Here is a 22601-nt window from a genome sequence, read left to right as displayed (position 1 = left end):
GCAGGTTTTTTTATTATAGTGAGAGTTAATCTCATTTAAGTAAAGGAAGAGGAGGGAACGAATCTCTACCCTCTTTAACTCTCTTTCGCGATCTCATCAAACCGTTTTAATGTGTAAAGTAAGCTTTCGAGGTCCTGTAATTTGACCATGTTTGGCCCATCACTGGGGGCAGTATCAGGATCTTGGTGGACTTCCATAAAAACTGAGGCGACGCCCACGGAAACAGCAGCCTTTGCTAACACAGGCACAAAGCTGCGGTCTCCGCCAGAAGAAGCGCCCGCACCACCGGGTTGTTGCACAGAGTGGGTTGCATCAAAGACTACGGGATAATTATTTCGCGCCATAATTGCCAGTGAACGCATATCAGAGACGAGAGTATTGTAACCAAAAGAAACACCACGCTCACATTGCAAAATATTATGATTACCAAAAGACTCAACCTTCTTTACCACGTTAATCATGTCCCACGGTGCAAGAAATTGGCCCTTTTTAATGTTAAGGGTTTTACCGGTTTCTGCTGCTGCTTGTAAAAGATCTGTTTGACGACAGAGGAAAGCAGGAATTTGTAAGATATCGACGACAGAGGCCACCTCGGCGCACTGCTCAGGCGTGTGGACATCTGTAATCACGGGACAATTAAAACGCTGCTTAATTTCTTGAAAAATAGGAAGAGAGGCTTCCAGCCCAAGGCCGCGAATGCCATGAATACTTGTACGGTTTGCTTTATCAAAAGAAGTCTTATAAATGAAAGGAATATTTAATTTGTCTGTAATGTTTTTTAGAGCCTCTGCCATCATTAAAGCATGGTCGCGGCTTTCTAAAACGCACGGGCCTGCTATTAAAACGAAGGGTAAATCGTTGCCAAATGTTACGGGTCCGACAGAGATATGATGAGGTGTTGTCATTTATTGTTATCCTTTTCTAAAAATCTTTCTAAGGCAGCTTGAACGAAGGAGACGAATAGTGGATGAGGAGAAAAGGGGCGAGATTTAAACTCGGGATGAAACTGGACACCGATAAACCAAGGATGGTCGGCATGCTCCACTACCTCTGGTAGATCTCCTTCCGGAGACATACCCACGAATCTCAACCCTGTTGTTTCAATCTGCTTAAGATAAGCTGTGTTGACTTCATAGCGATGTCGATGTCGCTCAGAGATCAATGGGGCTCCATAAACCCTAGCTACTTTAGAATCGGGTAATAACTTGCAATCATAAGCCCCTAACCGCATTGTTCCTCCTAAGTCGCCATTTACTTGGCGTTTTTGAAGGGTATCACCATCCATCCATTCACTCATTAAACCGATAACGGGTTCTTTCGTTGTGGGATCAAGTTCGGTAGAGTTTGCCTCTTTAATCCCTAAAACGTTGCGAACTGTTTCTAAAACAGCTAGCTGCATGCCAAAGCAAATGCCAAAATAAGGGATACTGTTTTCGCGAGCAAACTTAATTGCCGCTAATTTTCCATTAACGCCGCGCCCGCCAAACCCTCCAGGAACTAAAATTCCTTGGACGCCCCTTAACTGCTCCTGTATGATGTCTGCTTGTTCAGCATCTATCCACTTTAGATTAACTTTTACATTGTTTGCAATGCCAGCGTGGCAGAATGCTTGAATGATGGACTTATAGGCATCTAACAGCTGAACATATTTTCCAACAATAGCAATGGTCACCATTCCTTCAGGCGAATGAATTCGCCGTACAATCTCTTGCCAAGTTGACAAATCAGGTGCGGGAGCATCAATTTTAAAATACTTGCAAACTTCTTTATCCAAACCATGCTCATGATACACAAGCGGCGCCTCATAAATTGAGGATAGATCGCTCGCCTCGATCACTCTTTCTGCTTTAACATTGCAGAACAATCCTAGTTTGCGTCGAGCTTCTTCAGGAATTGGGCGATCCGCACGACACAAAAGGATATCAGGCTGAATGCCAACACTTAATAATTCTTTGACCGAGTGCTGAGTTGGTTTGGTTTTAATCTCGCCAGCAGCAGCAATATAGGGCAATAAAGTGACATGAATATATAAAACATTATCACGATTTAGATCATTCCCCAGCTGACGGATCGCTTCTAGAAACGGCAGACTTTCAATATCGCCCACAGTGCCGCCAATTTCACAGATGACAAAATCTTCATCGGTGATATCATTGGTAATAAATGCTTTTATCTCATCAATAATATGAGGCACGACCTGGACTGTTGCTCCCAGATAATCACCTCGGCGTTCCTTGGTTAAAACTGAGGCATAAATTTTACCTGTGGTTACACTGTCAGTTTTCTTCGCACTGACACCTGTAAAACGTTCATAATGTCCTAAATCAAGATCAGCTTCAGCACCGTCATCCGTTACGAACACTTCACCATGCTGATAAGGGCTCATAGTTCCAGGGTCAACATTTAGATAAGGATCAAGCTTACGAAGGCGAACTTTAAAGCCGCGTGCTTGGAGAATGGCCGCAAGGGCTGATGCCGCCAATCCTTTACCCAACGAGGAAACCACCCCACCTGTTACAAAAATAAATTTGCTCATGATTAGCTCTTAATGAGTAAGATTTAGGGGGCTTCTGCCCCCTTTGTTATTAGTTCGAAGTATCTGTTGGTATCGTGGGCTGAGCAGGGGCTTCGCCTAGAATCTTGTCTACTGTTCCTGACTGACTACGGGAGATGGCAGCCATTAACAATGAATTCAAAAAGAATAATGTTGCTAAAATCGCGGTTGCACGAGACAATAAATTTGCTGCTCCACGCGCAGAAAACATATTGCTGGTCGGATTTCCCCCTAATCCCATACCACTACCATCACTTTTTTGCATTAATATTACCCCAATTAAAGCTAAGGTAATAATCACATGAATTGCTAACAAAATATTCATAACGATACCTAAAAAAAGAAACACTTACCAAACTTATAGCATAGCCTGTTCTGAGAAAGCAACGATATGATTCAGATCTTGAGATCTCAAGCTGGCACCCCCAACTAAGACGCCACTTACGGCAGGCAATGACAAAATGGTGTAAGCATTATCTTTATTAACTGAGCCGCCATACAGAATCGGTGTCGTTGGATTTGGTAAAGCTTTGTAAATGGCGTTATGCATTTCTATTATATCGTCTGAGGTTGCAGTCAAGCCAGTGCCAATAGCCCAAATTGGTTCATAGGCGACCAAGTAATTGGCGTGCTTATTGAGAGGTACTGACGCTGACAGCTGCTCGACCACATACTCTATTGCTTTATTTGAATGACGGATCTCTTGGGATTCCCCGATGCATATAATGGGAATTAGCCCAGAATTTATAGCTTGTTCAGCTTTTGCGCGCACAATTTCATTAGAGTCCTGGTAATACTGTCTTCGCTCTGAATGGCCAACGATTACATATCGGCACCCCACATCTACCAGCATGGAGGCGCTGATCTCACCGGTAAAGGCCCCGGAATTGTGAACAGAGCAGTCTTGGCCCCCAATTAAAGATACGTATTCCTTGACCGTATTAATATAAAGTGTCGGGGGGCAAAAAATAATTTGATTGGCAGTATTATTGTTAAAATTCTTAAAGAATTCCATAACAAACTCCCTAGAACCATTCATTTTCCAATTAGCCACAATAATCTTTTCCATACCCACGCCCCTTGATTGATGTTGATTTGTTAGGGCATTGCCCATAAACTAGCATTAGTTTATTTATAAGTTTAAGATCGGTCAATGTTACAAACATTTAGAAAACACTCAGGTGGAATTTTTGCGAAAATTTTATTTGGTTTACTGGTAGCAAGTTTTGCTTTCTGGGGAATAGGTGATATGCTCCACAGCTATACAGCAATGCAACCAGTTGCTAAAGTTGGTGGGATTAGCATCTCTCAAGAAGAATTTCTAGGTTCTTACCAAAAGATTGTTACACGTTTACAAACCATTGCTAAAGGGAAGCTTAAACCAGAGGATATCCATCAACTGGGGGTTGAAAAGCGTGTACTCGATGATCTGGTGGATAATGCTGTATTAGAAAACGAAATCCGCAGCTTAGGCCTGGTCGTCAGCAATACCGCTTTACAGGAATTTATTAGATCTGTACCTGCATTTAAGAATAAATATGGGGAATTTGACCGTAATCAGTTCCGTTATCTTTTGTCCCATAATGAACTTTCAGAAGCCGGTTTTATTCAGCAGAGTCGTGAGGGATTACTAAGACAGCAATTAATCGGCACACTTTCGTCAGGGCTTCGCTTACCAGCACAATATCAAGATCTAATTTTTAACTCCCAAGAACAACAAAAAGTATTTAATGTCGTCTATATACCTTTGAGTATTGCGCAAGCAAAAGAGACGCCTACAGACACTGATATTGAACAGCTTTATCAAACATCTCAGGAATTATTTGTGCAGCCAGAATACCGTGAAGTTTCTGTGCTTATCATTGATCCTAAAAAGATCCAAGATGCTATTGTCATTACTCCGGCTCAGTTACAAGAGGAGTATTTAAGTAATCAATCAGCTTTTATGACTCCTGAGCAAAGAGATGTTACCCAGTTAACATTCTCCTCCAAAGAAAATGCTATTAAAGCCCAGGAAGGGTTGGTGAAAGGAAAACCTTTAGCAACTGTAGCTAAAGACTTTAAGGGTGAAGTACGCACTTATCCTCAGGCTAGCAAAGATAAGTTTTCCGATGAGCATTCTAAGGAGATTTTTGCACAACAGCTTAATGGTGTGACAGGCGTACTCTCTTCTGCCTTTGGATGGACAATCTTCCAAGTAACCGGAATTAGCGAGCCTAAAGCTCTGACTCTTGACTCAGTAAAGGATAAACTTGAGGCAGATCTTAAGTCGCAACTTTACAATTCTAAAATAAATGAGCTTCAGAATAAGGTAGAAGATGGCTTAGCCGGCGGCACACCATTAAAAGAGATTGCGCAGCAGTATAATCTCGAAGTGATGGAAATTGGCCTCATTGATGCTACGGGTCAAAATAAAAAAGGTGAGTCTGTTATTCCAACTGGTCTGCGTGAAGTCGTCCTCGAGAATGCTTTTGAGGTTGACGAAGGCCTGACAAGTTCGCTCATTAACATGGCTGATGGCCGTAGCGCCGCTGTTGCGGTTACGAAGGTAATACCAAAGAATCTGCCTTCGTTGTCGGACATTCGGGAAGAAGTTGCTAAAGTATGGCGACAGAATAAGCAACGTGAAGCAGCCTATGATATCGCTCAAGCTATCGTAGCCAAGGTTAAATCAGCCCAAGACTTGGCTGAGCAGGCAAAACAGCACAATTTAATAGTTCGGACACTGCAACCGATCAGCAGAGTTGAATTAGAAGAAGGTAAGCTTCTTGATGAGAAAGTGACGCCTCAAGCACTCCGTTCTGGATTTGCTCTATCGATGGGCCATGCGGCAGCTACCCCTATTAAGGACGGCTTTATTATTGTTATGCCTATTAAAGCTCTACCACTAGATCACGACAAGAATAAGGATAAGCGGGCTAATTTCCAAAAAGCTTTCCAAGCTATGATTCAGCGCGATTTCCAAACCGCTTATATTACCGCCTTAAAGGAAAAGAATAAGCCCGATATCCGTCAAGACACAATCAATAATTTGCTTGCCAGATAAATATTTTAGGCGCATATATAAGCAGACATAGATCATTTTATCAATCTATGTCTGTTTTTTTATATCCATTATATCTTAAGAAATCACAATGACCGCAGCGACGCTTAACCTTGAAGACCTTTTGCTATACAGAGATGCAATGGTTCTCGTTCTCAATAAGCCTAAAGGGTATGCAGTACATAAAGGTAAAGGCCGAAAGCCAAACCTAGAAGATTATTTTTATCAGTTGCAATTTGGCCTACCTAACCTTCCAGGGTTAGGACACCGCCTAGATGCGTCGACTAGTGGCTGCTTAGTCCTAGGGCGCCATCCCAAGGCCTTGCGACGGCTAGGGATTTTATTCAGCGGCGGTCATATTAAAAAAACCTATTGGGCAGTGGTCACAGGCAAACTTCCTGAAGCCCAAGGTATTATTGATCTTCCATTAGCTAAGATGAATGATCGCAAGAGTAATTGGTGGATGAAAGTCGATGCAAATGGTCAAAAAGCAGTAACCCAATACAAAGTTTTAGGTGAAACAGCTCAATATTCATTTGTGGAGCTGACGCCGATTACGGGTAGAACGCATCAGCTGCGGGTGCATCTTGAAGCGCTGGGATGTCCTATCGTTGGTGATCCGGTTTATGGGCGAGAGGTACCTAACTTGGATGATGATAATCTTCATCTTTTGGCTCGATCGATTGAGATTCCTCTCTCCCTCAAAAAGGATCCGATAAAGGTTACCGCTCCGATCCCGGAGCATATGTATGAATTACTGCATCAATTTGATTGTGACGCATTAACAAGCTAAAGCATTAAATTAAGAGAATTAAGAAAGCTAACGCTTCTGCTTCCAATTTATCCTTCTCTAAGTCTTGGCGGGGTATATTGATAACATTAACCTGACCTTCAGTTAAAGAGATAAAAGATGCTTCATGGCTTTCGAATGCTAATTTTGTCCATGGTGATATTAATGAGCAATAATCATTCCTTAGCTGCAAGCTTAGTTATTGCCCTTAACGTTGAGGACAACAACTCACAATTAACGTCAGTCCTCCAAGGTACGATTTTAGCCAATTACAAGTATCCTTATCATCGCCATATTACGGTGATGTGGCTGGACGGATTAGATCCTCTAGGTGATCAGTATATAAAACATCAGCTCGAAGAAATTGCCCAAAACTATGTCCAAAATAAAGCGGCAGAATTTCAGAAATATGGCGGATGGAATTTTGTTTCGAATGTTGTTAAGCAATTTTCAGGCGGTGGCCTATATTTATCGCCCACGGATTTTTCAAAAGAGATGCTTGCTCACTTATATCAACAATTAAGAATAAAAGTTAAGCAGAGGGGATTAGAGGCAAATATTAATTATCACTTACAGAAATTTACTCCCCACGTCACCTTAGCTGAAGCATCTGCCGTTCTGCAAGCTTTCAAAAATCAGGAAGAGATCATGCTATTCCTTAATCAAGTAAACCAAAATATCTTCTCTCTCAAACAACCGTTAGCTAATCAAATTGTTCTTAAGATTCAGCGCGCCTCGGCTTGGTTTCAATAATCTTGGAAAATATATTTCTTTCCCTCTCCATTTAAAACTCTAAAGCCCATAATGCTGTCTCTATACTTACTAATTCGGTTGAGTGCTGGCAAAATTCTAACTTAGAGGTTAAGAAAGTAAAAGAGACAGATAGTAGGATAGCTTTTTTTTTACGCTGACCTAATCCCCTAAGAAGCATAATAATTACTAATAAAGTGTTGAATAGAGGGGGCGGAAATGAATACACAATTTCAATCAATTCTAATAGTGGGCTCAATTTTCCTTCAGCTTGGATATGCCATGGAATCGGCTGAAGAGGGAAGGAAAAGGCCTCTCTTTAATTCTCCTTCTTATCCTTGCAAAATAGTAAAGATTGCCGATGAGAGGCCAATTGAGATCGGGCAAGAATTGACTGCATGTCTGAGAACCCTGAGTTATTCGATCCACCAAGCCCATCAAGAGGCCGATGCGGCTACCATTGAAAGAGCCTATGCCGATTTTTTGAAGCTAAGCAAAGTTTATAAATCCGAAGATTGGTAGCGTGCAAAACTGACGATGACTCAATGGATTCATCCAAGCTATCTGGAGACTCGACTTTATCAATGGCCGGCCCAGAAAACAGACCAAGAGCTTATCTGGGGGCATCTGTTTTACCTGCCTCACTTGAATGATTTGTTGGACTGCCCTTATACTGAAGACCTAATCCAGCGCAAGGATTACGTCTTTGCTCTCGCTGCAGCGGCCCACCATCATCATTCCTTAGCCTACTATTATTTGATTCGTATCTTAGAAGATTTGTCTTTATTATCTCCCCCTGAGATGACTAAAGAGGACCGTACTTTCTTTCATGACCATTATAAGGGAGTACTTGAAGAATTGGAGGAGCATTGTCAAAGCCATCCGGATGCCTGTTATGTTTTAGGTAATAATTATAATTGTGCTCTCTTTGGTCGGATGAGTATCCTGAAATATGACTCGTTAAAAGCTTATGAATTCTTTACTAAGGGGGGGATAACCGGAACAAACTGGCAGCACTGGAATTAAGGCAGCATGATATTATTGACTTTCCTAATCCCCCACCCGCTCAAGAAAATATTGCGTTAGGCCGAAAAGGCCGGTATGGCCCCGCCTACATATCAGCCGTAGATTTAAGGGAAGGACTCGAAGAAGATGAGATGAAAAGGCTAAGTCTTCTCCAAGAAGCTCTTCAGCTACCTTACTATCCAGCCTTAATGGAACTGGCATATCTTTATCAAGAAAAAAGTGACAAAGAAAAGGCTCTCCATTATTTTGTTGAAGCCGGTAAACGCGGAATCTCCGAAGGGTATATTCAGGCTGGAATCCTAACAGGAGGGTACTTTCCGCCGCTTACACTGGGCTCGAAAAAAAAGTATAAAAAGCCCGCAGCCCTGCCCGACGATAAGATCACACAAGCTCAACAATATTATGAGGCAGCGGGCAAAGCTCATAACCCTCAAGGATGGGCTTATTTAGCAAAGTACTGTAAAACTCTTCTGGTATCCGATGCTTTACAGGGACATCAAGAGCGGGAACAAGAGTTTAGGGCACAAGCTCTCAGAGCTATTGAGCAAGGAATAAAACTAGGCTCCAATGAATGCTTTGGAATGGCTCGCGCTTTTCCTGAGCAGTATGACAGACTCATCACAACTTATGGTCCGGTAACCTATGGAACTTATTACCAATATATTAAATCCAAATTCTTAAAATAAAATCTTTCCCCCTTGAACTTAGAGAAGCTTTTCAAAAGGGAACGCCGCACTATTCTTGATAGCAAGGTGAAGGGGATAGGCAGTTAAGCACCAACATTTTCTTAAAGTTTTCATTACACCTGTCAAATAACAGCTAAAAGGATGGTTCTCTTTAGCTGGCTTCATACCTGTCGCCTTGTTGGGCATAGAAAAGAAAACTAACAGCCGGTCGCCCATTTCCTTGATTTTATTTCAAGATGCAGCCATACTGTGTAAGTAAATTTCAACGAGGTGCGTATCATTTCGAGTGCTATTATTATTAATTCCCTGACAAAGCAGTACCCTGGAGCGAAAGGCAAAGCTCTGGATGATATAACACTGGCTTTTAACAGCGGTAAAATTCACAGTATAATAGGGCGAAGTGGCGCAGGCAAGACAACGCTTATTCGATGTCTTAATCTGTTGGAAGAGTTTGATAGCGGGCAGATGACTGTTGCAGGGCAGCAGACTCATAATCTTACCTCTGTTCAACGCCGCACTATTCTTAAGAAAATGGGCTGTATCTTTCAGAAGTTTAATCTCTTAAGTCGCAAAACAGCGCTTGAGAATGTTATGGTCCCCCTAGAATGGCAAGGAGTTGATAAAAAGTCTGCCCAGTTGAAAGCTCGGGAGTTTCTGGCAAGAGTGGGGCTAGGAGGCTATGAAGATCGGTATCCCTCACAACTAAGTGGCGGACAATGCCAACGCGTAGCCATAGCGCGCGCCCTAGTGAATGAGTCAAAGATTCTTTTATGTGATGAATTTACCTCAGCATTGGATCCTGAAACCTCTTTAGAAATCTTAGCGTTACTACGCCAGTTAAATCAGGATCTTGCCATCACTATCATTTTAATCACCCACGATATGAATGTGGTCAGAGAAATTAGTGACTTTGTGTATGTGATGGATCAGGGAAAAATTGTTGAACAGAATAATGTTGAACAAATATTGCTTTATCCGCAACACCCTGTAACCAAAGCATTACTTACTGGACTTTTTATACGAGAATTGCCACATCACTTGCAGCATTCGTTAACACCAGTCCCCAGTGAGGGCGATGTCATTATGCGTTTGATTTTTTCAAGAGAATCTTCGCAAAGCCCAGTGATCGCTGATATAATTCGTCAGTATGATATACCTATCAATATTATTGCAGGCAGTATGGACCATTTGAGAGCAGCTGTCTTTGGCACACTCCTTATTTCGGCTCCTTATCAGGAAGCAACTCAAAAGCTTATAATGTCATATCTTACTCAGCATGGTATTTCTTGTGAAGTACTCGGCTATCTTCCAAGCGAGGTATGTCATGGTTAATCTTTTGATGACGAGTTTTTTTGAAACCCTGCAAATGGTAGGGATTTCTTCACTATTGTCGGTTCTTTTGGGGCTACCGTTGGCTGTGTGGTTAGCGATTACGACTAAGGGCGGGATAAAAGAGAATGCTTGTGCTTATGGCTTGTCGAGCCTATTAGTTAATGCAGCCCGTTCAATCCCTTATATTATCTTAATGATCCTGATGATGCCCTTAACGCGCCTCTTGGTGGGGTCAACAATTGGAGTAGGGGCTGCTACGGTCCCTTTAACCCTTGCGGGCATTCTTTTGTTCGCTCGATTAGCTGAAGACGCTTTAAAGCAAATAGATCAAGGCTTAATTGAAGTGGGGTTAGCCTCTGGCGCCACAACCTCGCAAATTATAAAATCCATTTTGCTCCCTGAAGCCCTGCCTTCCATAATGAGTAGTACCACAACAGTCATCATCAATCTTATCGGCTTCTCAGCTATGGCTGGTGCGGTCGGGGGAGGTGGCTTAGGTGATTTAGCTATACGTTATGGTTATCAACGATATGAGCTTGAGCTTTTGTTTTATATTGTTGTCATTCTTATTGCGTTAGTGCAGCTGGTGCAAATGCTTGGCAATTACCTTGTGAAAAAAGTTACGAAGTAGGATACAAATGAAGAAAGTCGCCCTTATAACCTTTTTATCCATATCCATGGCTAACGCTTTTAAATTAGGCGTGACTGCTGGCCCGCATGCCATGATTGCTGAAGAGGTTGCTAAAGTAGCCAAGAAAGAAGGGCTTGATATAGATATTATTGAGTTCAATGACTTTGTGCTGCCTAATATTGCGCTAAATCAGGGAGATTTAGATGCTAACAGCTTTCAGCACCAGCCTTTTTTAGAAAATCAGATCAAAAATCGGGGCTTTAAGTTAACTGCTGTTAATAAGACTGTATTAATGCCGTTAGGAATTTATTCGAAGAAACTCTCCAATCTAAAGGATATTAAGGAAGGTGCCATTGTTGCCATTCCAAATGATCCGACCAATGGGGCGCGGGCCTTGCTTTTATTAGAAAAAGCTGGATTTATAAAATTAAAAACCAAGGATATGCCAGGCATTTTTGATATCACAGAAAATCTTAAAAAATTAGTTATAAAAGAATTGGATGCTCCTCAGCTCCCGCGAGCTCTGGAGGATACGGATATTGCAGTCATCAACACCGATTGGGTTATTTTGGCTAAACTTGACCCGAAAACGGCATTAATGACTGAAGCTGTCGATTCCCCTTATGTTAATGTCTTAGTCATCCGTACAGGCGACCAGGATCGGGAAGATATTAGGAAACTTGTCCAAGCATATCATTCGCAAGAGGTAAAAGACTTTATTGATAAGAAGTTTGCAAAGGCAATACTAATACCTAATTAATTGAGAGTGATCTAGTATCATGAGATTCTGTTTTTTGTCATTCTTACCTTTCCTTTTAGTCGGCAACAGGAGTGTAGGGCTTGAAGAGCATGTTAATGCTTATAACGCGGATATGCTTGAAGGAAAATTGAGCACGATTATATCTTATAAGCCAGTAGATTTTGCTTCACCTTACGAGCTAATAGCTAGGTTGAAAAACGCCTACACAAGGCATAATAATTTACGCTCAACTCTTGCGAACGAAATACAGGAAGAGTTCCTAATTCAAATCAGAGAGACCGAAGTACATTCAGCTGCTGCGATAGAGCTCATTGGAATCTTAATAGAACAATCAATTTATAAACTAAACATTAGCTTAAGAAGGATAGAAAGGATATCCCATGAGCTGGATGATACTGTTCTTCCTCCGTCTATTAAAATCCCAAAGTGTGACATTTATCCTCTAGAAACTACGATTCCGCCTTCCTTCCATAAGTTCTTACTTAGCTATTATTTACAAGGTATCTATGGCCCAAATTCTTCTAAATTAATGCAGGAGATGGAACTGGTGCTGGGAACTAAATATATAAGTTGTATAAATGATTTTAAAGAAATTACTACTCAGGATGCTAATTTTATAGAATTTACTCGCTCTTACATTCACTATAATAATGCTCTTCCTCAAACTCCTGCTTTTGCCAAAGGTCCCCCGTTGCTGCAAAAATTAAGAAACAAATTTTTTAATGTTTATGGGCTAGAGTATACAGAGATGCTGACGCTCTACCGTAATCGCGATATTGAGCAGGAAATAGCGTAATAACGAGCAAGATACTCTTAAGATTAAATGGATATCCCTTGCGTACGGCAAGGGGAGAGCTCCTCTTCAGAAGCCATCTCCCATTCAGCCTCCTGAACAAAATGAGCTTTTGACTGCTCATGGTTTATGTTTTTTCAGAATAATAAAGAATTCCTTACTGATAACCCCTTTTAAGGGAAGAGTAAAATATATAAAGAATCAATATTGACAAATAGGGATAGTTTACGGAAAAGTGCAGGAATTAGGGGTTGGGTTTAGATTTGCGTACTTTTGAAATTGTGGACCGTGAACATCCAAGAAGATTCACAATATCGCTGGAGGGTATTATACCAGGATTTATGCGTAGATTTATCATAAGGATTTAAAAAAGTCTGGAAACACCTTATTTTCCGCGGCTCACAGAGGAAAAATGCACGTGATATACCGCCGCAATGAATAACTCTAATTTTTATCCACAAAGCAAAAAATCCGTATCTAAGCCTTATGCCGCCATACGTGTAAAAAACACACATAAGACCCGATTAAAACCCCTTGAGCCTTTTGAAAAGTCTAGCTTTTTGAGAACTTAATTCAGGTTAATCTGACCAGGAATTTTTGAACTTTCGTGCTGCTAGCTGGAGACCATCCGAAATGCGGGGGATTGAGGAGATATGAGACAATTTGACAATGTCCCTTAAGACCATTAATATAAAGGAAGGTCAAGAAATATCATAATAACAACCTTAGACTTGTTCCAATGATTGTCAGAACCTACATTCTGTTAGCAATTATTTTAGTAAGTCTTGCAACTTCCCATCCGCAAGACGAAGCACCTGTATCCTCATTAACTGCTCCCAAAAGTGCTGCGAAACTCATTAAAAGCATTGAAGGCGTTTATAAATTTCTACATGGGGTAGATTCGTCCGTTCGTTATCCTCCGGATGAAGATCTTGAGGATATCCTTGAGATTGTAAAAGTCTCAGAGCAGTCTATCTATTTTAGAACACATATTACGTCACTTTGGAGTAGGATAGGTGCGCAATGGGGGGTTGCTTCTTATACCTCAAATAATACTTTTATCTATACAGCGCCCGATGAAAACCAAGTTATGAATGAACCTAGGTGCCAATTCACCATCAAAGTAACAGAAGATAAGATTGAGTTGCGAGATAATGGAGGCTGTGGTCTGAATCATCTTGGAGGAGGAGCGGGATCTTACGCTTACAGCTTTGATCGCAAAAGAAAGAGAAAAATTAGATACATGAACCAGTTGCTGAACTCACAACAGTACAAACAAGCTTTAGCTGAAGTTTCCTTACATTAACCCAGTCCTGGGCTTTGTTGCTATTGACAAGGAGGGCCACCTCTCTTGTCCGCTAAGAGTTTAACGTGACTTTTTGAGTAAGTTCGAGGCGGAATAATTCTCGCTTGCTCATTATAATGTAACCCTTCATGTCCTCCCCTATAAAATAGACTGGTTCGACTCTTCCAAAAGAAGTATCTCGTTCCTCTTCTTAAAACTCACAAAAGCGTTTCTATCTCTCTCGACCCATCTTAGGTCATATTAAGGTAGGTCATTTTCTAGAACGGCGGTTTTTAAGCCACTTTTGAAACTCCTGGACTCCCTTTCACTGCCTAATTTCTCCTAGAGCTTCTCAACCGAAAATTCCCAAGATTTCTCATTTTTCCCAACATGCTTTCTTGCGGTTCTGTCGTGATACATTATACTTTATTGTATGAACTATTCACTTATTACCAATAGGCCCTTCCAAGCCCAAACCATCCATTTTTCTCAGGCAGTTAGAATTAGCTTAAATCAGGGTATTTTTCATCCAAGAGATTAGTAGATTCATAAGATTTCCTCATATCAATGTATTCTTTAAGGAAAGCATATTCTCCGTACTTAGTATTGTGCCAGGATTTGCATGTAGAATTATCATAAGGATTCTAAAGACTCTGGAAACACCTTATTCTCTGCGGCTCACAGAGGAATGGTGTACCAGACCCCTTAAGGGTTTTTAGCCCGCTACTGCGGCCATAGATATAAGTCCAGCAGGCCCTCTACTCAAGAACTTTTAAACTCTCCCAAAATCAATTTTTCCTTTCAACCTAAGGCATAGCAAGGCTTTCAGGGAGGTCTCAGGAAATTTCGCGGCGATGGGCGAAAAACACCTATAAGGAAAAAATGTTCTTTGTTAAGGGGATGCCCCCTTTCGGAAAGCAACGAACCCATCATATCCACATCGTTGAACATAAAAGTAACTATTGGCAAGGAAGAATCCTACTTAGAGATTACTTACGCACCCATCCTGAAGACGCAAACAGGTACGCTCAATTAAAACTTAAGCTTATGAAAGAGCATACTCTTGATAGAGAAGCTTATACGGATGTTAAATGTGATTTTGTCTCTTCGATACTGAAAAAGGCTGGGTTTAAAGAAAAGGTAAAACGATAGTAAGAGATTTTATGCCCCAAGCTTAAAGTGGCGGCAAATGACAGCTTCTCTAACACTCCCCCAAATAATCTGGATCTATAGATAGTTTAATCGAAATCTTTGAAGAGAAAGGTCAAGAAAATAGTCTCATCTTTCTGTAAATAAAATATTTTATTACTATTTCAAAGCAGTTTCTAAGGGGCCCATGATGCAAACTCAGCTATGTAAGTTAATGTTAGGTCTTACCCTTGTCTTTGGACAGTTTCTAGCCTTTTCAATGGAGGATAATCCTGATTATAGTACTCATCCCCCCAAAAGGGCAGCTAAAAATATAAAAGATGATTCTTCCGCTATTCCTAATTCTTCCCCTAGGAGGCCGATAACGGAGGAAAGCAACAATGGCTTGCGGTCTACCGTCCGATATTCATGTAACGGCGCTGCCTTTAATCCAGCTAACAAATCATAAACAACCCACTCACAAAAAAAACCGTCTCAAAGGAGACGGCATAGAGTTGCTTTTTGTGTTTTCTAAAATTACTTATACGGTTGGAACAACCGAAACATAGGAACGATTTTTGAGGCCTGAATGGAAAGTTACTGTTCCATCTACCAGGGCAAATAAGGTATGGTCTTTACCCATGCCCACGTTCTTGCCAGGATGGAACTTTGTCCCGCGTTGACGGACAAGAATGTTTCCAGCGACTGCAAGCTCGTTACCAAACTTTTTTACACCAAGGCGGCGACCAATCGAATCGCGCCCGTTACGAGAACTACCACCAGCTTTTTTTTGTGCCATTGAATTACTCCTTCAACTGTTGATTATTTACCAAGAGCAATCTTGGTAATCTTCAACACGGTCAGGTGTTGGCGATGACCATTCTTGCGTCGATAATTATGGCGACGCGTCTTCTTGAAAATAATCACTTTACGATCGCGCATCTGTTCAACTACAGTTGCGGTTATTGTGGCGCCAGCGACGGCTGATCCACCAATATGATCTTTCTTGCCATCATTGACAAGGATAACATCGGTTAATTCAACTGTGCTGCCGGCTTGGGCTTCGAGCTTTTCGATGCGAACGACATCTCCCTCAGCGACCCTATATTGCTTACCACCGGTCTTAATTATTGCAAACATATTTTCTAACTCTCTGGTTAAAAAGAAAACACAAAAAGGACACGGATTAATCCGTGTTAATTATCTTTCTATATCTATCGCTTTTCTCCCAGATATGTCAAGATTTTAATGTTAACTGAACAGCAGTAGGTAGACCCTATGACGCCAGAACTTGTGCTTGAAATTCTCAACCATACAATGATCGCAATTGTTAAGATCTCATTTCCCTTACTTCTTGCCAGCCTTGTGGTCGGTATTATTGTCTCTGTCTTCCAAGCCCTAACTCAAATTCAAGAAACCACATTAACATTTGTGCCCAAAATGATTGTTTTATTTATTGTTCTGGCTTTCTGTATGCCGTTTATTGGTGCCACTTTATCGACCTTATCCATGGAACTTTATGGACATATAGTTGACAGGCAATGATCCATACCTTTTATTTTGATGATATTTATGATTATTTCTTTGTCTTCCTGCGCTTAAGCGCCTTGTTCATGCTTTTTCCTGGCATTGGCGAGGCATTTGTTCCCGTACGAGTGCGCCTTATTTTATCCTTTGTGCTGACTTTAGTAATTACGCCCGTCATTGATGCGGGGTTGCCCAGCACAGAATTAATGGCTTCTGAAACTTTAATGTATATATTAAAGGAGATCCTTTTTGGGACTTTCTTAGGGCTGCTGGCAAGAATTTTGCTAAGTTCTTTACAGATTGCAGGAACAATAATTGGACTGCAAACTTCCCTTTCGGGAGCCGCGATTTTAAATCCCACTTTAGGAATGCAAGATACAGCGATAGGTACATTATTAATGTTTGCCGTTATTACGATGATGTTTGCAACTGATTGCCATTATTTATTAATTGCTGCCTTGATTAGCTCTTATGAAATTTTCCCGCCCACAGGTCCAGTCTTGATCGGAGATTTTAGCCAAGCAATCACCGAGATAATTGCTCAAAGTTTCTGGTTAGGCATAAAACTCTCCCTGCCTGTGATTATTGTGGGATTATTATTGAGCATTTGTATTGGTTTAGTTAATCGCCTCATGCCACAGATGCAGGTCTATTTCATGTTTGCCCCTGTTCAAATGTTTCTGGGCTTTATGTTGTTGGCAATCATAATCAGCTCTATTGTAAACGTGTTTATTGATTCCTTTCGAGATTTCTTAACGGGAGTAGCTAATGGCTGACAATAACGAGCAGGATCAAGAATCTAAGACCGAAGAACCTACCCAACATCGTCTTGAAGAAGCCTTTAAGAGCGGACAAATTGCCTACTCGAAAGAAGTCCTTCATTGGATAATGTTGGGGGCAGGCGGGCTCACTATAATGATGTTTTCTTGGTATGTTGGACATAATTTTAGAAAAAAATTTTCCATATATCTAAGTCAACCTGAACAGTTCTACATCGACTCTCACACAACGTCTGCCTTATTATGGCGGGTTATTCTTGACTTCTTTTTACTTACCTTGCCACTACTTTGCTTTTATATGGCAGCTGCTTTAGCAGGAGGCTTTGTTCAAACCCGTTTTGCTATTTCTTTTGAAGCGTTACAGCTTAAAATTGAACGCTTATCAATCACCCAAGGATTTAAAAGGATTTTTTCTAAAAAGTCATTGGTAGAGTTTGTGAAGGGGCTATTTAAAATCTGTGTTGTGGGCCTTGCTCTTTATATCTTTTTCCGCTCTAAGCTCAATCAGATTGAAGGAATGATGTTTGTGCCTGCTGATCGCATTTTCTCAGTGTTAAAGGGCTATGTAATTAACGCTATTGTGATTGTAATCTCAGCTATGGCCATCATTTCTATCGTCGACTATTTGTTCCAAAAATTTGAATTATTCAAGGCTTTACGGATGACCAAGGACGAAGTAAAGCGTGAACATAAGAATTTGGATGGTGATCCGCAAATTAAGCAAAAACGCCGCCAACTCGCGCAAGAGCGTATCAAAAGGAATTTAAAGGAATCCGTTAGTAAAGCAACAGCTATTATTACTAACCCCACTCACTATGCGGTAGCCATTCATTATGAGCAAGATACCATGAATGCCCCTATCGTGGTGGCAAAGGGTATCGATAATATAGCTCTAAAAATTCGCGAGCTTGCGAATGAACAAAACGTTCCCATATATGAAAATCCGCCTCTTGCGCGCGCCTTATATGCCAGTGTGGACTTGGAACAAGAAATTCCACCAGAACATTATCAAGCAGTCGCCGAGGTGATTAAATTCGTCATGAATTTGAAAAAACAATACTTCTAGAGAAAATACGCATAAGCTGAATAACGCTTTTCGGTATGCCTCTTAACAAAGCTTCTCCTGCACGGTGCACCATGCTAGCTTAGATACTATTTCTTAAAATGTTCCTTAGTGGAGAGGATATGGATGCCATCCTCTATTAAAGAGTAGGCTAAACGATCACCTTTATCAATGCGCCGCGTAATAATTTTATCTTCACCTTTAAGCATCTCAGGACGGCCCCGATGCATTTCACCTTCTCTAATTAACTGAATTAGATGGAGGACCTTTTTGGCTTCATAATAAGGCAACTTACGAAATTGTTTTACTGCATTCTTAGACCAAGCAATATTGAACTGGGTAGGAGTAGTTTGCAGCTGATTATCCACCATATCTTTCACCTCATTTGTTGAGAGCTGCTTCCTTAAGAGTTTTTTATATTGAGCTCTATGATTTTTTAGCTTTTTAGCGATCTCTTTCATTTCCTTATGGGCTTCTGGCGTCATCTCTGCTTCCATAGTTCCAACCGTAGGCTCTTCAAAGAGAGTAAGATTTTCCGCTGAAACCTCATTAACTTGCTCTGGCAAAGCTTCTAGTTCAGGTGCTACCCGGTTAAATTCTTTTTCTAAAAGGGGCCCTTCTTTATCTATCTCTTTTTTAATTTGGAGATATAGATCAATAGCACTCTCATGTCCTAGGGCTATAGCTTGAATCGCATAATTGAGAGCTCTTTGCCGATAGTCCGAAAGATGATGATATTTATGCAGTGTAATCAAAGCCAAGTTATAGTGAGCAAAGGAGTAATGAGAGCTATATCTCTCAGCGATTTGAAAGCGCTCTTCTTCGCTATTAATCTTATTTCCCTGCGCATCTAGATCGGTTAATTGATGCAGAATTAAACCTGCAAGGTTGGCCAAGGCAAGCCTAGACCCTGCTTCTCTGTAATATTGTGCCGCAATTTCAGCGCGTTGTGCATGCGACTTTAACCTTTTTCCCAGCGCATCGTAATAGAGAATCCCCCCATTAATGTAAGATCCAAAATTTGTCAAAAATAATTGGCGCTCCCTTGGTCTTGAGAAATCTTCTAGTCTAAGGCTTTCACAAATTCTTACTATTGCTTGGCGGCGTTCACGGGCAGTCGTTATTTTTCGTCCCTTCTCATCGGTATCAATTTTAGATACTGAAATTAACTCCGCTAAAGACAAGCGCGCAAAAGGCGTATTAGCTTTTCGTAAATAGTAAGCTGCAGTCTCATAATAAAAGCTTTCAGGAACTTGGCTATCAATAAATTGACCTTGGGTATCACATTTAACTTTCTTTTCTCTGATCTGTTCAGCTAGGAGTTCATAAGCAATGGGCAACGCAGCCTTTAATAGGCATCGCGCCTCGACTTTATTGCGGTCCTTCTCTATAAAGGGTTGGTTATTTTCATCTTGATGAATTTGTTTGTCATGAATTCTTATCGCTAATTTAAAAAAAGATTCACGAAGTCCAGCTCTTCGGTAGCAGTCAGCAGCAAGCATAACTCTTTGTAACCCAAGAATAGGTTCACCAGCATCAGTGTAGTGAATCTTGTGCTCATTAATTAGATTGCCTAGCTCATGCCATGCTTCAGGAGTTTTGGCATTCCAGAAACAATTGGCAGCTCTTTGATAACGCTCCTCATCCGTCAATCTATCTCCTAAGCTTTTTTCTTCATAGAACCTCCCCAATTTATCCCAAATAGGAGGCTGTCCGGCAAGGTGGGCCAACCCCTTAAGAAAGCTTTCATTTATCTCAGGAGACGGGTAAAAAATTTTCTGTGTTAAAAAGGGAGTGAGTATAAAGAATGCTCTCACAGAAATAGGAACAGAAAGAGGAGAATTAGAAAAGTTATATTTTTGGAAAGCCATCATTAAATTTAAGTAAGATATATTTGATAAGGAATCGTCATGGCTAACTGCCTCAAACCCTCCTATTGCAGCAGGACCTTCAGACCAAATTCCTCTCTTGAGGAAGGCGGTGTACTGAGCAAGATTATACCAATGGAATGCTTGACTATAATCTTCTCGGGCAACAGCCATATGACCCAGCTGAACCATAGCTATTTCAGATCCAAGAGTGCTCGCGTCAAGAAAATCACGTTGAGCTTGGAGTAAGTTACCACCAATCTTTGCAGCGATCCCCGCTTGGGTTTTAGGCTTTGCTCTGCCGTCTAGGTATTCTAATTTAGGGTCAAGTTCTGATACAGAGCACTCGCTTAAGCCTTTTAAAAAAGGAAACTGGAATAGTTCTGGAGCAGGGAAGGGAGTAACCTGCCTACAAGTTTGAACCTGAAGATGTTCTGGGCTACTATCCATGGCTAACCCTGTAAGGGACAGCAAGAAAAGAGAGCAGGGTCTGAGCAGCGAGCAAAAAAGACTCTTCATTCTAGTTTCCTTATGTAGATTAAAATCCTTTATAAATAGGTTAGGGTCTCAAAGCGTAATATAGTTAAACACATATAAGCGTGGATTATTTACAAGCGTATATTGATAAAAGTACGTATTTTTTCTCGAAAAGTAAAAGTTATATTTTTTAAATAAATGCCGGGCATTTTAAATTGTAGAAAATTGCTCTCATATTCTAGCTGCTTTTAGCAAAGAAACATGGAATATGTGAGGGGAATAACCCAAACACGCTCATATCAGTGAAAAACAATCAGAATAGCGCGTGTTCTCCTCTGGTTAACCCTATAAACCTATCTTTCAAAAAGGAAAGAATCATGCAAGAAAGATTTATTATCTCCCCTTATAAGAAAGTTTACTACTTTATAATGCTTTTAGTTATTGCAATTCCTCTTATGATTTTTTGTTTTTGCCCAGCCATTTCTCAACCCCTTGATTACCATAACTTTGCTGATCAAAGAACCTATTACAATATTCCTTATTTTTATAATGTTCTCTCGAATTTAGGATTTCTTATTGTAGGCGTTATGGGACTTATTTTTCTGAATGTGTCCTCAATGCATGGCTTTAAGGATGCTAAAGAAAAAAGGATGCATAAGCTGTTTTTCTTAGCGCTTATTCTGGGGGCATATGGTTCCGCCTATTACCATTGGAATCCTAATAATCTTACTTTATTCTGGGACAGACTGCCGGTAGCGATAGCATTAATGATATTTCAAGCCGCAATTATTGGTGATCATGTTACCACGCAGCTCGGCCACAGAATGCTGGTGCCTTTGATGCTTCTGGGGGCAGCAAGCGTTATCTATTGGCAATATACGGAGATGAATCAGCACGGCGATTTACGGTTTTATGGATTAGTACAACTGTTGCCATCTTTAATTATTCCCATAATGCTGTGGAAGTTGCCCAGTCGCTATACTCATACCTGTTACCTGTGGGGGGCTGTTGCTTATATGAGCTTAGGCCGGGCTGCAGAATTTCTGGATCACCAGATTTATGCTCTATCCGGCAATCTCATTAGTGGTCACACCGTTAAACATCTAAGTCTGGCAGCAGCATCATATGCAATACTACAGCACTTAAGGAAGAGGGAACCTATTCGCTATACCTCAAGCCTCTAAATTAAAGTTCTGAATCAGAATAGGAGCAGATTTATTAGCAAGATACCGCTGTCTAGGTTCTTTATATCACAAAGGCTGAAAGCTTTAGCTACGCCGGGGATCCTTAACAAGTAATTCTTACAAACTAACTCAGAAGTTTATCAAAAGAGGATGAATTAAAATATTAGATATTTTCCCCCTAACAATAAATATAAAATCCATTATATTTATTAATTAATATAACTAGAAATAAAGGTATATTGAGATGATAGATAATGCAATCAATATTGGCATTCCTCCAACTAAAGAGGACAGAGAACAATTATCCTCACAGTACAAAGTGATCATTGATTCTATTAGTCAGTTGAATACCATTCGGGAGTTATCTAATCCCTTCTGGCTAACCGCAAATGGTATCACAATTTCAGGTATATCTTACGTTAATACTGTTGAGGAAGTTGCGGCTGTGAACAAGGTTGCTTTACTAATTTCATTATTCTTAGTGGGGTATCTATTTTGTCTAGCATGGATAACCTTTTTAAATAATATTCGCCGCAGTTTAGCAATCCGCTATGAGCTTCTTTTAGAAGTAGAGAAATATTTACCGGTCAAGTTTATTCAGCGGGTTTATGGTGATCTGAACAAACGGGAAGGGAAGTGGACTTTAACCGTTTCCGAGTTATCGGTCCCCAGTATCTTCTTAGTAGCGTATACTCTGCTTCTATCGCAGCTTATATTTAAACATTTTATTATTGCCTAATAGGCTAAGTTTATTAGATAAGCAAGAAGAGCGTGCTAGAAATATCAGCACGCTTTTTTTATGGCAAAATCTTCTGGCTATAATCGAGAATATATTATTTGTTTTCAAACCTGTAATAAGAGCGAAGAGGGCCCAATTATCTATTTATCTATGTTTCCATTTTATAAGTTTTTAACCACCTTAACA

General features: G+C 40.6%; 26 protein-coding genes. 18 read left to right on the top strand and 8 right to left on the bottom strand.

All coding sequences use genetic code 11. The features are described from left to right. Positions 1–74: 74 nt before the first annotated feature. Genes kdsA through tpiA form a run of 4 tightly spaced genes read right to left on the bottom strand, consistent with a single transcriptional unit; the run spans position 75 to position 3623 of the window. Positions 75–905: a 3-deoxy-8-phosphooctulonate synthase gene (gene kdsA, locus HMO_RS0101655; protein ID WP_010297874.1), complete on the bottom strand. Its 831-nt coding sequence runs from the start codon at positions 903–905 to the stop codon at positions 75–77. After that, positions 902–2536: a CTP synthase gene (locus tag HMO_RS0101650; protein ID WP_010297871.1), complete on the bottom strand. Its 1635-nt coding sequence runs from the start codon at positions 2534–2536 to the stop codon at positions 902–904. The genes kdsA and HMO_RS0101650 overlap by 4 nt, the downstream gene beginning before the upstream one ends. 49 nt (positions 2537–2585) lie before the next feature. Next, positions 2586–2879: a preprotein translocase subunit SecG gene (secG, locus tag HMO_RS13420; protein ID WP_010297868.1), complete on the bottom strand. Its 294-nt coding sequence runs from the start codon at positions 2877–2879 to the stop codon at positions 2586–2588. A gap of 33 nt (positions 2880–2912) precedes the next feature. Next, positions 2913–3623 carry a triose-phosphate isomerase gene (gene tpiA, locus HMO_RS0101640; RefSeq protein WP_010297865.1) on the bottom strand — a complete coding sequence of 237 codons (711 nt, stop codon included), beginning with the start codon at positions 3621–3623 and terminating at the stop codon, positions 2913–2915. An 84-nt stretch (positions 3624–3707) separates the two neighbouring features. Here tpiA and HMO_RS0101635 point away from each other — a divergent pair, with 84 nt between their 5' ends. The 6 genes from HMO_RS0101635 (at position 3708) to HMO_RS0101605 (ending at position 8849) form a co-directional block, all read left to right on the top strand. After that, complete coding sequence (locus HMO_RS0101635) at positions 3708–5600, top strand: peptidylprolyl isomerase (protein ID WP_010297862.1); 1893 nt, start codon at positions 3708–3710, stop codon at positions 5598–5600. Positions 5601–5688: 88 nt separating this feature from the next. Beyond that, positions 5689–6390, top strand: coding sequence for an RluA family pseudouridine synthase (locus HMO_RS0101630; RefSeq protein WP_010297860.1), 702 nt, complete (start codon positions 5689–5691; stop codon positions 6388–6390). Positions 6391–6552: 162 nt separating this feature from the next. Beyond that, entirely contained in the window at positions 6553–7140 is a 588-nt protein-coding gene (locus tag HMO_RS0101625; protein ID WP_139016797.1) for a 2'-5' RNA ligase family protein, read from the top strand. A 216-nt stretch (positions 7141–7356) separates the two neighbouring features. After that, complete coding sequence (locus HMO_RS0101615) at positions 7357–7659, top strand: hypothetical protein (protein ID WP_010297850.1); 303 nt, start codon at positions 7357–7359, stop codon at positions 7657–7659. Between the two features lie 15 nt (positions 7660–7674). Then, on the top strand, positions 7675–8163 hold the full coding sequence (locus HMO_RS0101610) for a hypothetical protein (RefSeq protein ID WP_010297848.1): 489 nt from the start codon (positions 7675–7677) through the stop codon (positions 8161–8163). A gap of 131 nt (positions 8164–8294) precedes the next feature. Next, positions 8295–8849, top strand: coding sequence for a hypothetical protein (locus tag HMO_RS0101605; protein ID WP_010297846.1), 555 nt, complete (start codon positions 8295–8297; stop codon positions 8847–8849). An 18-nt stretch (positions 8850–8867) separates the two neighbouring features. Here the strand turns inward: HMO_RS0101605 and HMO_RS16950 are convergent, their stop codons facing one another. Further along, a complete protein-coding gene (locus HMO_RS16950) occupies positions 8868–9014 on the bottom strand; it encodes a hypothetical protein (protein WP_010297842.1) in 147 nt (48 codons plus the stop codon). 105 nt (positions 9015–9119) lie between these two features. On the opposite strand from HMO_RS16950, the gene HMO_RS0101595 reads away from it, so the two are divergent. The 7 genes from HMO_RS0101595 (at position 9120) to HMO_RS0101565 (ending at position 15247) form a co-directional block, all read left to right on the top strand. Next, positions 9120–10181: a methionine ABC transporter ATP-binding protein gene (locus HMO_RS0101595; RefSeq protein WP_010297839.1), complete on the top strand. Its 1062-nt coding sequence runs from the start codon at positions 9120–9122 to the stop codon at positions 10179–10181. Beyond that, on the top strand, positions 10174–10812 hold the full coding sequence (locus tag HMO_RS0101590) for a methionine ABC transporter permease (RefSeq protein ID WP_010297835.1): 639 nt from the start codon (positions 10174–10176) through the stop codon (positions 10810–10812). Before HMO_RS0101595 ends, HMO_RS0101590 begins: the two co-directional genes overlap by 8 nt. A 7-nt stretch (positions 10813–10819) precedes the next feature. Then, on the top strand, positions 10820–11572 hold the full coding sequence (locus HMO_RS0101585) for a MetQ/NlpA family ABC transporter substrate-binding protein (protein ID WP_010297832.1): 753 nt from the start codon (positions 10820–10822) through the stop codon (positions 11570–11572). A 19-nt stretch (positions 11573–11591) separates the two neighbouring features. Then, the gene (locus HMO_RS0101580; RefSeq protein ID WP_010297829.1) at positions 11592–12368 is read left to right on the top strand and encodes a hypothetical protein; all 777 of its coding nucleotides are present in this window, start codon (positions 11592–11594) and stop codon (positions 12366–12368) included. A 736-nt stretch (positions 12369–13104) separates the two neighbouring features. After that, a complete protein-coding gene (locus tag HMO_RS0101575) occupies positions 13105–13671 on the top strand; it encodes a hypothetical protein (RefSeq protein WP_010297826.1) in 567 nt (188 codons plus the stop codon). A gap of 792 nt (positions 13672–14463) precedes the next feature. After that, on the top strand, positions 14464–14802 hold the full coding sequence (locus HMO_RS13410) for a GrpB family protein (protein ID WP_342610646.1): 339 nt from the start codon (positions 14464–14466) through the stop codon (positions 14800–14802). Between the two features lie 187 nt (positions 14803–14989). Continuing rightward, positions 14990–15247: a hypothetical protein gene (locus HMO_RS0101565; protein ID WP_010297818.1), complete on the top strand. Its 258-nt coding sequence runs from the start codon at positions 14990–14992 to the stop codon at positions 15245–15247. Positions 15248–15319: 72 nt separating this feature from the next. Here HMO_RS0101565 and rpmA read toward each other — a convergent pair whose 3' ends face one another. Continuing rightward, a complete protein-coding gene (gene rpmA / locus HMO_RS0101560) occupies positions 15320–15577 on the bottom strand; it encodes a 50S ribosomal protein L27 (RefSeq protein WP_010297815.1) in 258 nt (85 codons plus the stop codon). 23 nt (positions 15578–15600) lie between these two features. Next, positions 15601–15918: a 50S ribosomal protein L21 gene (gene rplU / locus HMO_RS0101555; RefSeq protein WP_010297810.1), complete on the bottom strand. Its 318-nt coding sequence runs from the start codon at positions 15916–15918 to the stop codon at positions 15601–15603. 138 nt (positions 15919–16056) lie between these two features. Here rplU and HMO_RS0101550 point away from each other — a divergent pair, with 138 nt between their 5' ends. Genes HMO_RS0101550 through flhB form a run of 3 tightly spaced genes read left to right on the top strand, consistent with a single transcriptional unit; the run spans position 16057 to position 18150 of the window. Beyond that, positions 16057–16323 carry a flagellar biosynthetic protein FliQ gene (locus HMO_RS0101550; RefSeq protein ID WP_010297808.1) on the top strand — a complete coding sequence of 89 codons (267 nt, stop codon included), beginning with the start codon at positions 16057–16059 and terminating at the stop codon, positions 16321–16323. Then, complete coding sequence (gene fliR, locus HMO_RS0101545; protein WP_010297805.1) at positions 16320–17081, top strand: flagellar biosynthetic protein FliR; 762 nt, start codon at positions 16320–16322, stop codon at positions 17079–17081. Before HMO_RS0101550 ends, fliR begins: the two co-directional genes overlap by 4 nt. Next, positions 17074–18150 (top strand): flagellar biosynthesis protein FlhB, encoded by a 1077-nt coding sequence (flhB, locus tag HMO_RS0101540; RefSeq protein ID WP_010297803.1) that lies wholly within the window; start codon positions 17074–17076, stop codon positions 18148–18150. The genes fliR and flhB overlap by 8 nt, the downstream gene beginning before the upstream one ends. A gap of 86 nt (positions 18151–18236) precedes the next feature. Here the strand turns inward: flhB and HMO_RS0101535 are convergent, their stop codons facing one another. Further along, positions 18237–20534, bottom strand: a complete 2298-nt coding sequence (locus HMO_RS0101535; protein WP_010297802.1) for a type II toxin-antitoxin system YoeB family toxin — start codon at positions 20532–20534, stop codon at positions 18237–18239. A 335-nt stretch (positions 20535–20869) separates the two neighbouring features. On the opposite strand from HMO_RS0101535, the gene HMO_RS0101530 reads away from it, so the two are divergent. Beyond that, positions 20870–21676 (top strand): hypothetical protein, encoded by an 807-nt coding sequence (locus tag HMO_RS0101530; RefSeq protein WP_010297799.1) that lies wholly within the window; start codon positions 20870–20872, stop codon positions 21674–21676. A 244-nt stretch (positions 21677–21920) separates the two neighbouring features. Further along, positions 21921–22415 carry a RipA family octameric membrane protein gene (locus HMO_RS0101525; RefSeq protein WP_010297795.1) on the top strand — a complete coding sequence of 165 codons (495 nt, stop codon included), beginning with the start codon at positions 21921–21923 and terminating at the stop codon, positions 22413–22415. Positions 22416–22601: the final 186 nt, after the last annotated feature.

This window comes from Candidatus Odyssella thessalonicensis L13 (assembly GCF_000190415.1).
GTDB lineage: Bacteria > Pseudomonadota > Alphaproteobacteria > Paracaedibacterales > Paracaedibacteraceae > Paracaedibacter > Paracaedibacter thessalonicensis.
This window is presented reverse-complemented; position numbering and strand designations above follow the sequence as displayed.

Bases quoted from the DNA above. Each gene is read 5' to 3' on its own strand.
- HMO_RS0101585 (WP_010297832.1), top strand. From the start codon at position 10,820: ATGAAGAAAGTCGCCCTTATAACCTTTTTATCCATATCCATGGCTAAC.
- HMO_RS0101635 (WP_010297862.1), top strand. From the start codon at position 3,708: ATGTTACAAACATTTAGAAAACACTCAGGTGGAATTTTTGCGAAAATT.
- HMO_RS0101550 (WP_010297808.1), top strand. From the start codon at position 16,057: ATGACGCCAGAACTTGTGCTTGAAATTCTCAACCATACAATGATCGCA.
- HMO_RS0101530 (WP_010297799.1), top strand. From the start codon at position 20,870: ATGCAAGAAAGATTTATTATCTCCCCTTATAAGAAAGTTTACTACTTT.
- HMO_RS0101610 (WP_010297848.1), top strand. From the start codon at position 7,675: ATGACTCAATGGATTCATCCAAGCTATCTGGAGACTCGACTTTATCAA.
- kdsA (WP_010297874.1), bottom strand. From the start codon at position 905: ATGACAACACCTCATCATATCTCTGTCGGACCCGTAACATTTGGCAAC.
- HMO_RS0101630 (WP_010297860.1), top strand. From the start codon at position 5,689: ATGACCGCAGCGACGCTTAACCTTGAAGACCTTTTGCTATACAGAGAT.
- HMO_RS0101650 (WP_010297871.1), bottom strand. From the start codon at position 2,536: ATGAGCAAATTTATTTTTGTAACAGGTGGGGTGGTTTCCTCGTTGGGT.
- fliR (WP_010297805.1), top strand. From the start codon at position 16,320: ATGATCCATACCTTTTATTTTGATGATATTTATGATTATTTCTTTGTC.
- rplU (WP_010297810.1), bottom strand. From the start codon at position 15,918: ATGTTTGCAATAATTAAGACCGGTGGTAAGCAATATAGGGTCGCTGAG.
- HMO_RS0101580 (WP_010297829.1), top strand. From the start codon at position 11,592: ATGAGATTCTGTTTTTTGTCATTCTTACCTTTCCTTTTAGTCGGCAAC.
- HMO_RS16950 (WP_010297842.1), bottom strand. From the start codon at position 9,014: ATGAAGCCAGCTAAAGAGAACCATCCTTTTAGCTGTTATTTGACAGGT.
- tpiA (WP_010297865.1), bottom strand. From the start codon at position 3,623: ATGGAAAAGATTATTGTGGCTAATTGGAAAATGAATGGTTCTAGGGAG.
- HMO_RS0101535 (WP_010297802.1), bottom strand. From the start codon at position 20,534: ATGAAGAGTCTTTTTTGCTCGCTGCTCAGACCCTGCTCTCTTTTCTTG.
- HMO_RS0101615 (WP_010297850.1), top strand. From the start codon at position 7,357: ATGAATACACAATTTCAATCAATTCTAATAGTGGGCTCAATTTTCCTT.
- rpmA (WP_010297815.1), bottom strand. From the start codon at position 15,577: ATGGCACAAAAAAAAGCTGGTGGTAGTTCTCGTAACGGGCGCGATTCG.
- HMO_RS0101625 (WP_139016797.1), top strand. From the start codon at position 6,553: ATGAGCAATAATCATTCCTTAGCTGCAAGCTTAGTTATTGCCCTTAAC.
- HMO_RS0101605 (WP_010297846.1), top strand. From the start codon at position 8,295: ATGAAAAGGCTAAGTCTTCTCCAAGAAGCTCTTCAGCTACCTTACTAT.
- flhB (WP_010297803.1), top strand. From the start codon at position 17,074: ATGGCTGACAATAACGAGCAGGATCAAGAATCTAAGACCGAAGAACCT.
- HMO_RS0101590 (WP_010297835.1), top strand. From the start codon at position 10,174: ATGGTTAATCTTTTGATGACGAGTTTTTTTGAAACCCTGCAAATGGTA.
- HMO_RS0101575 (WP_010297826.1), top strand. From the start codon at position 13,105: ATGATTGTCAGAACCTACATTCTGTTAGCAATTATTTTAGTAAGTCTT.
- HMO_RS0101525 (WP_010297795.1), top strand. From the start codon at position 21,921: ATGATAGATAATGCAATCAATATTGGCATTCCTCCAACTAAAGAGGAC.
- HMO_RS0101565 (WP_010297818.1), top strand. From the start codon at position 14,990: ATGCAAACTCAGCTATGTAAGTTAATGTTAGGTCTTACCCTTGTCTTT.
- secG (WP_010297868.1), bottom strand. From the start codon at position 2,879: ATGAATATTTTGTTAGCAATTCATGTGATTATTACCTTAGCTTTAATT.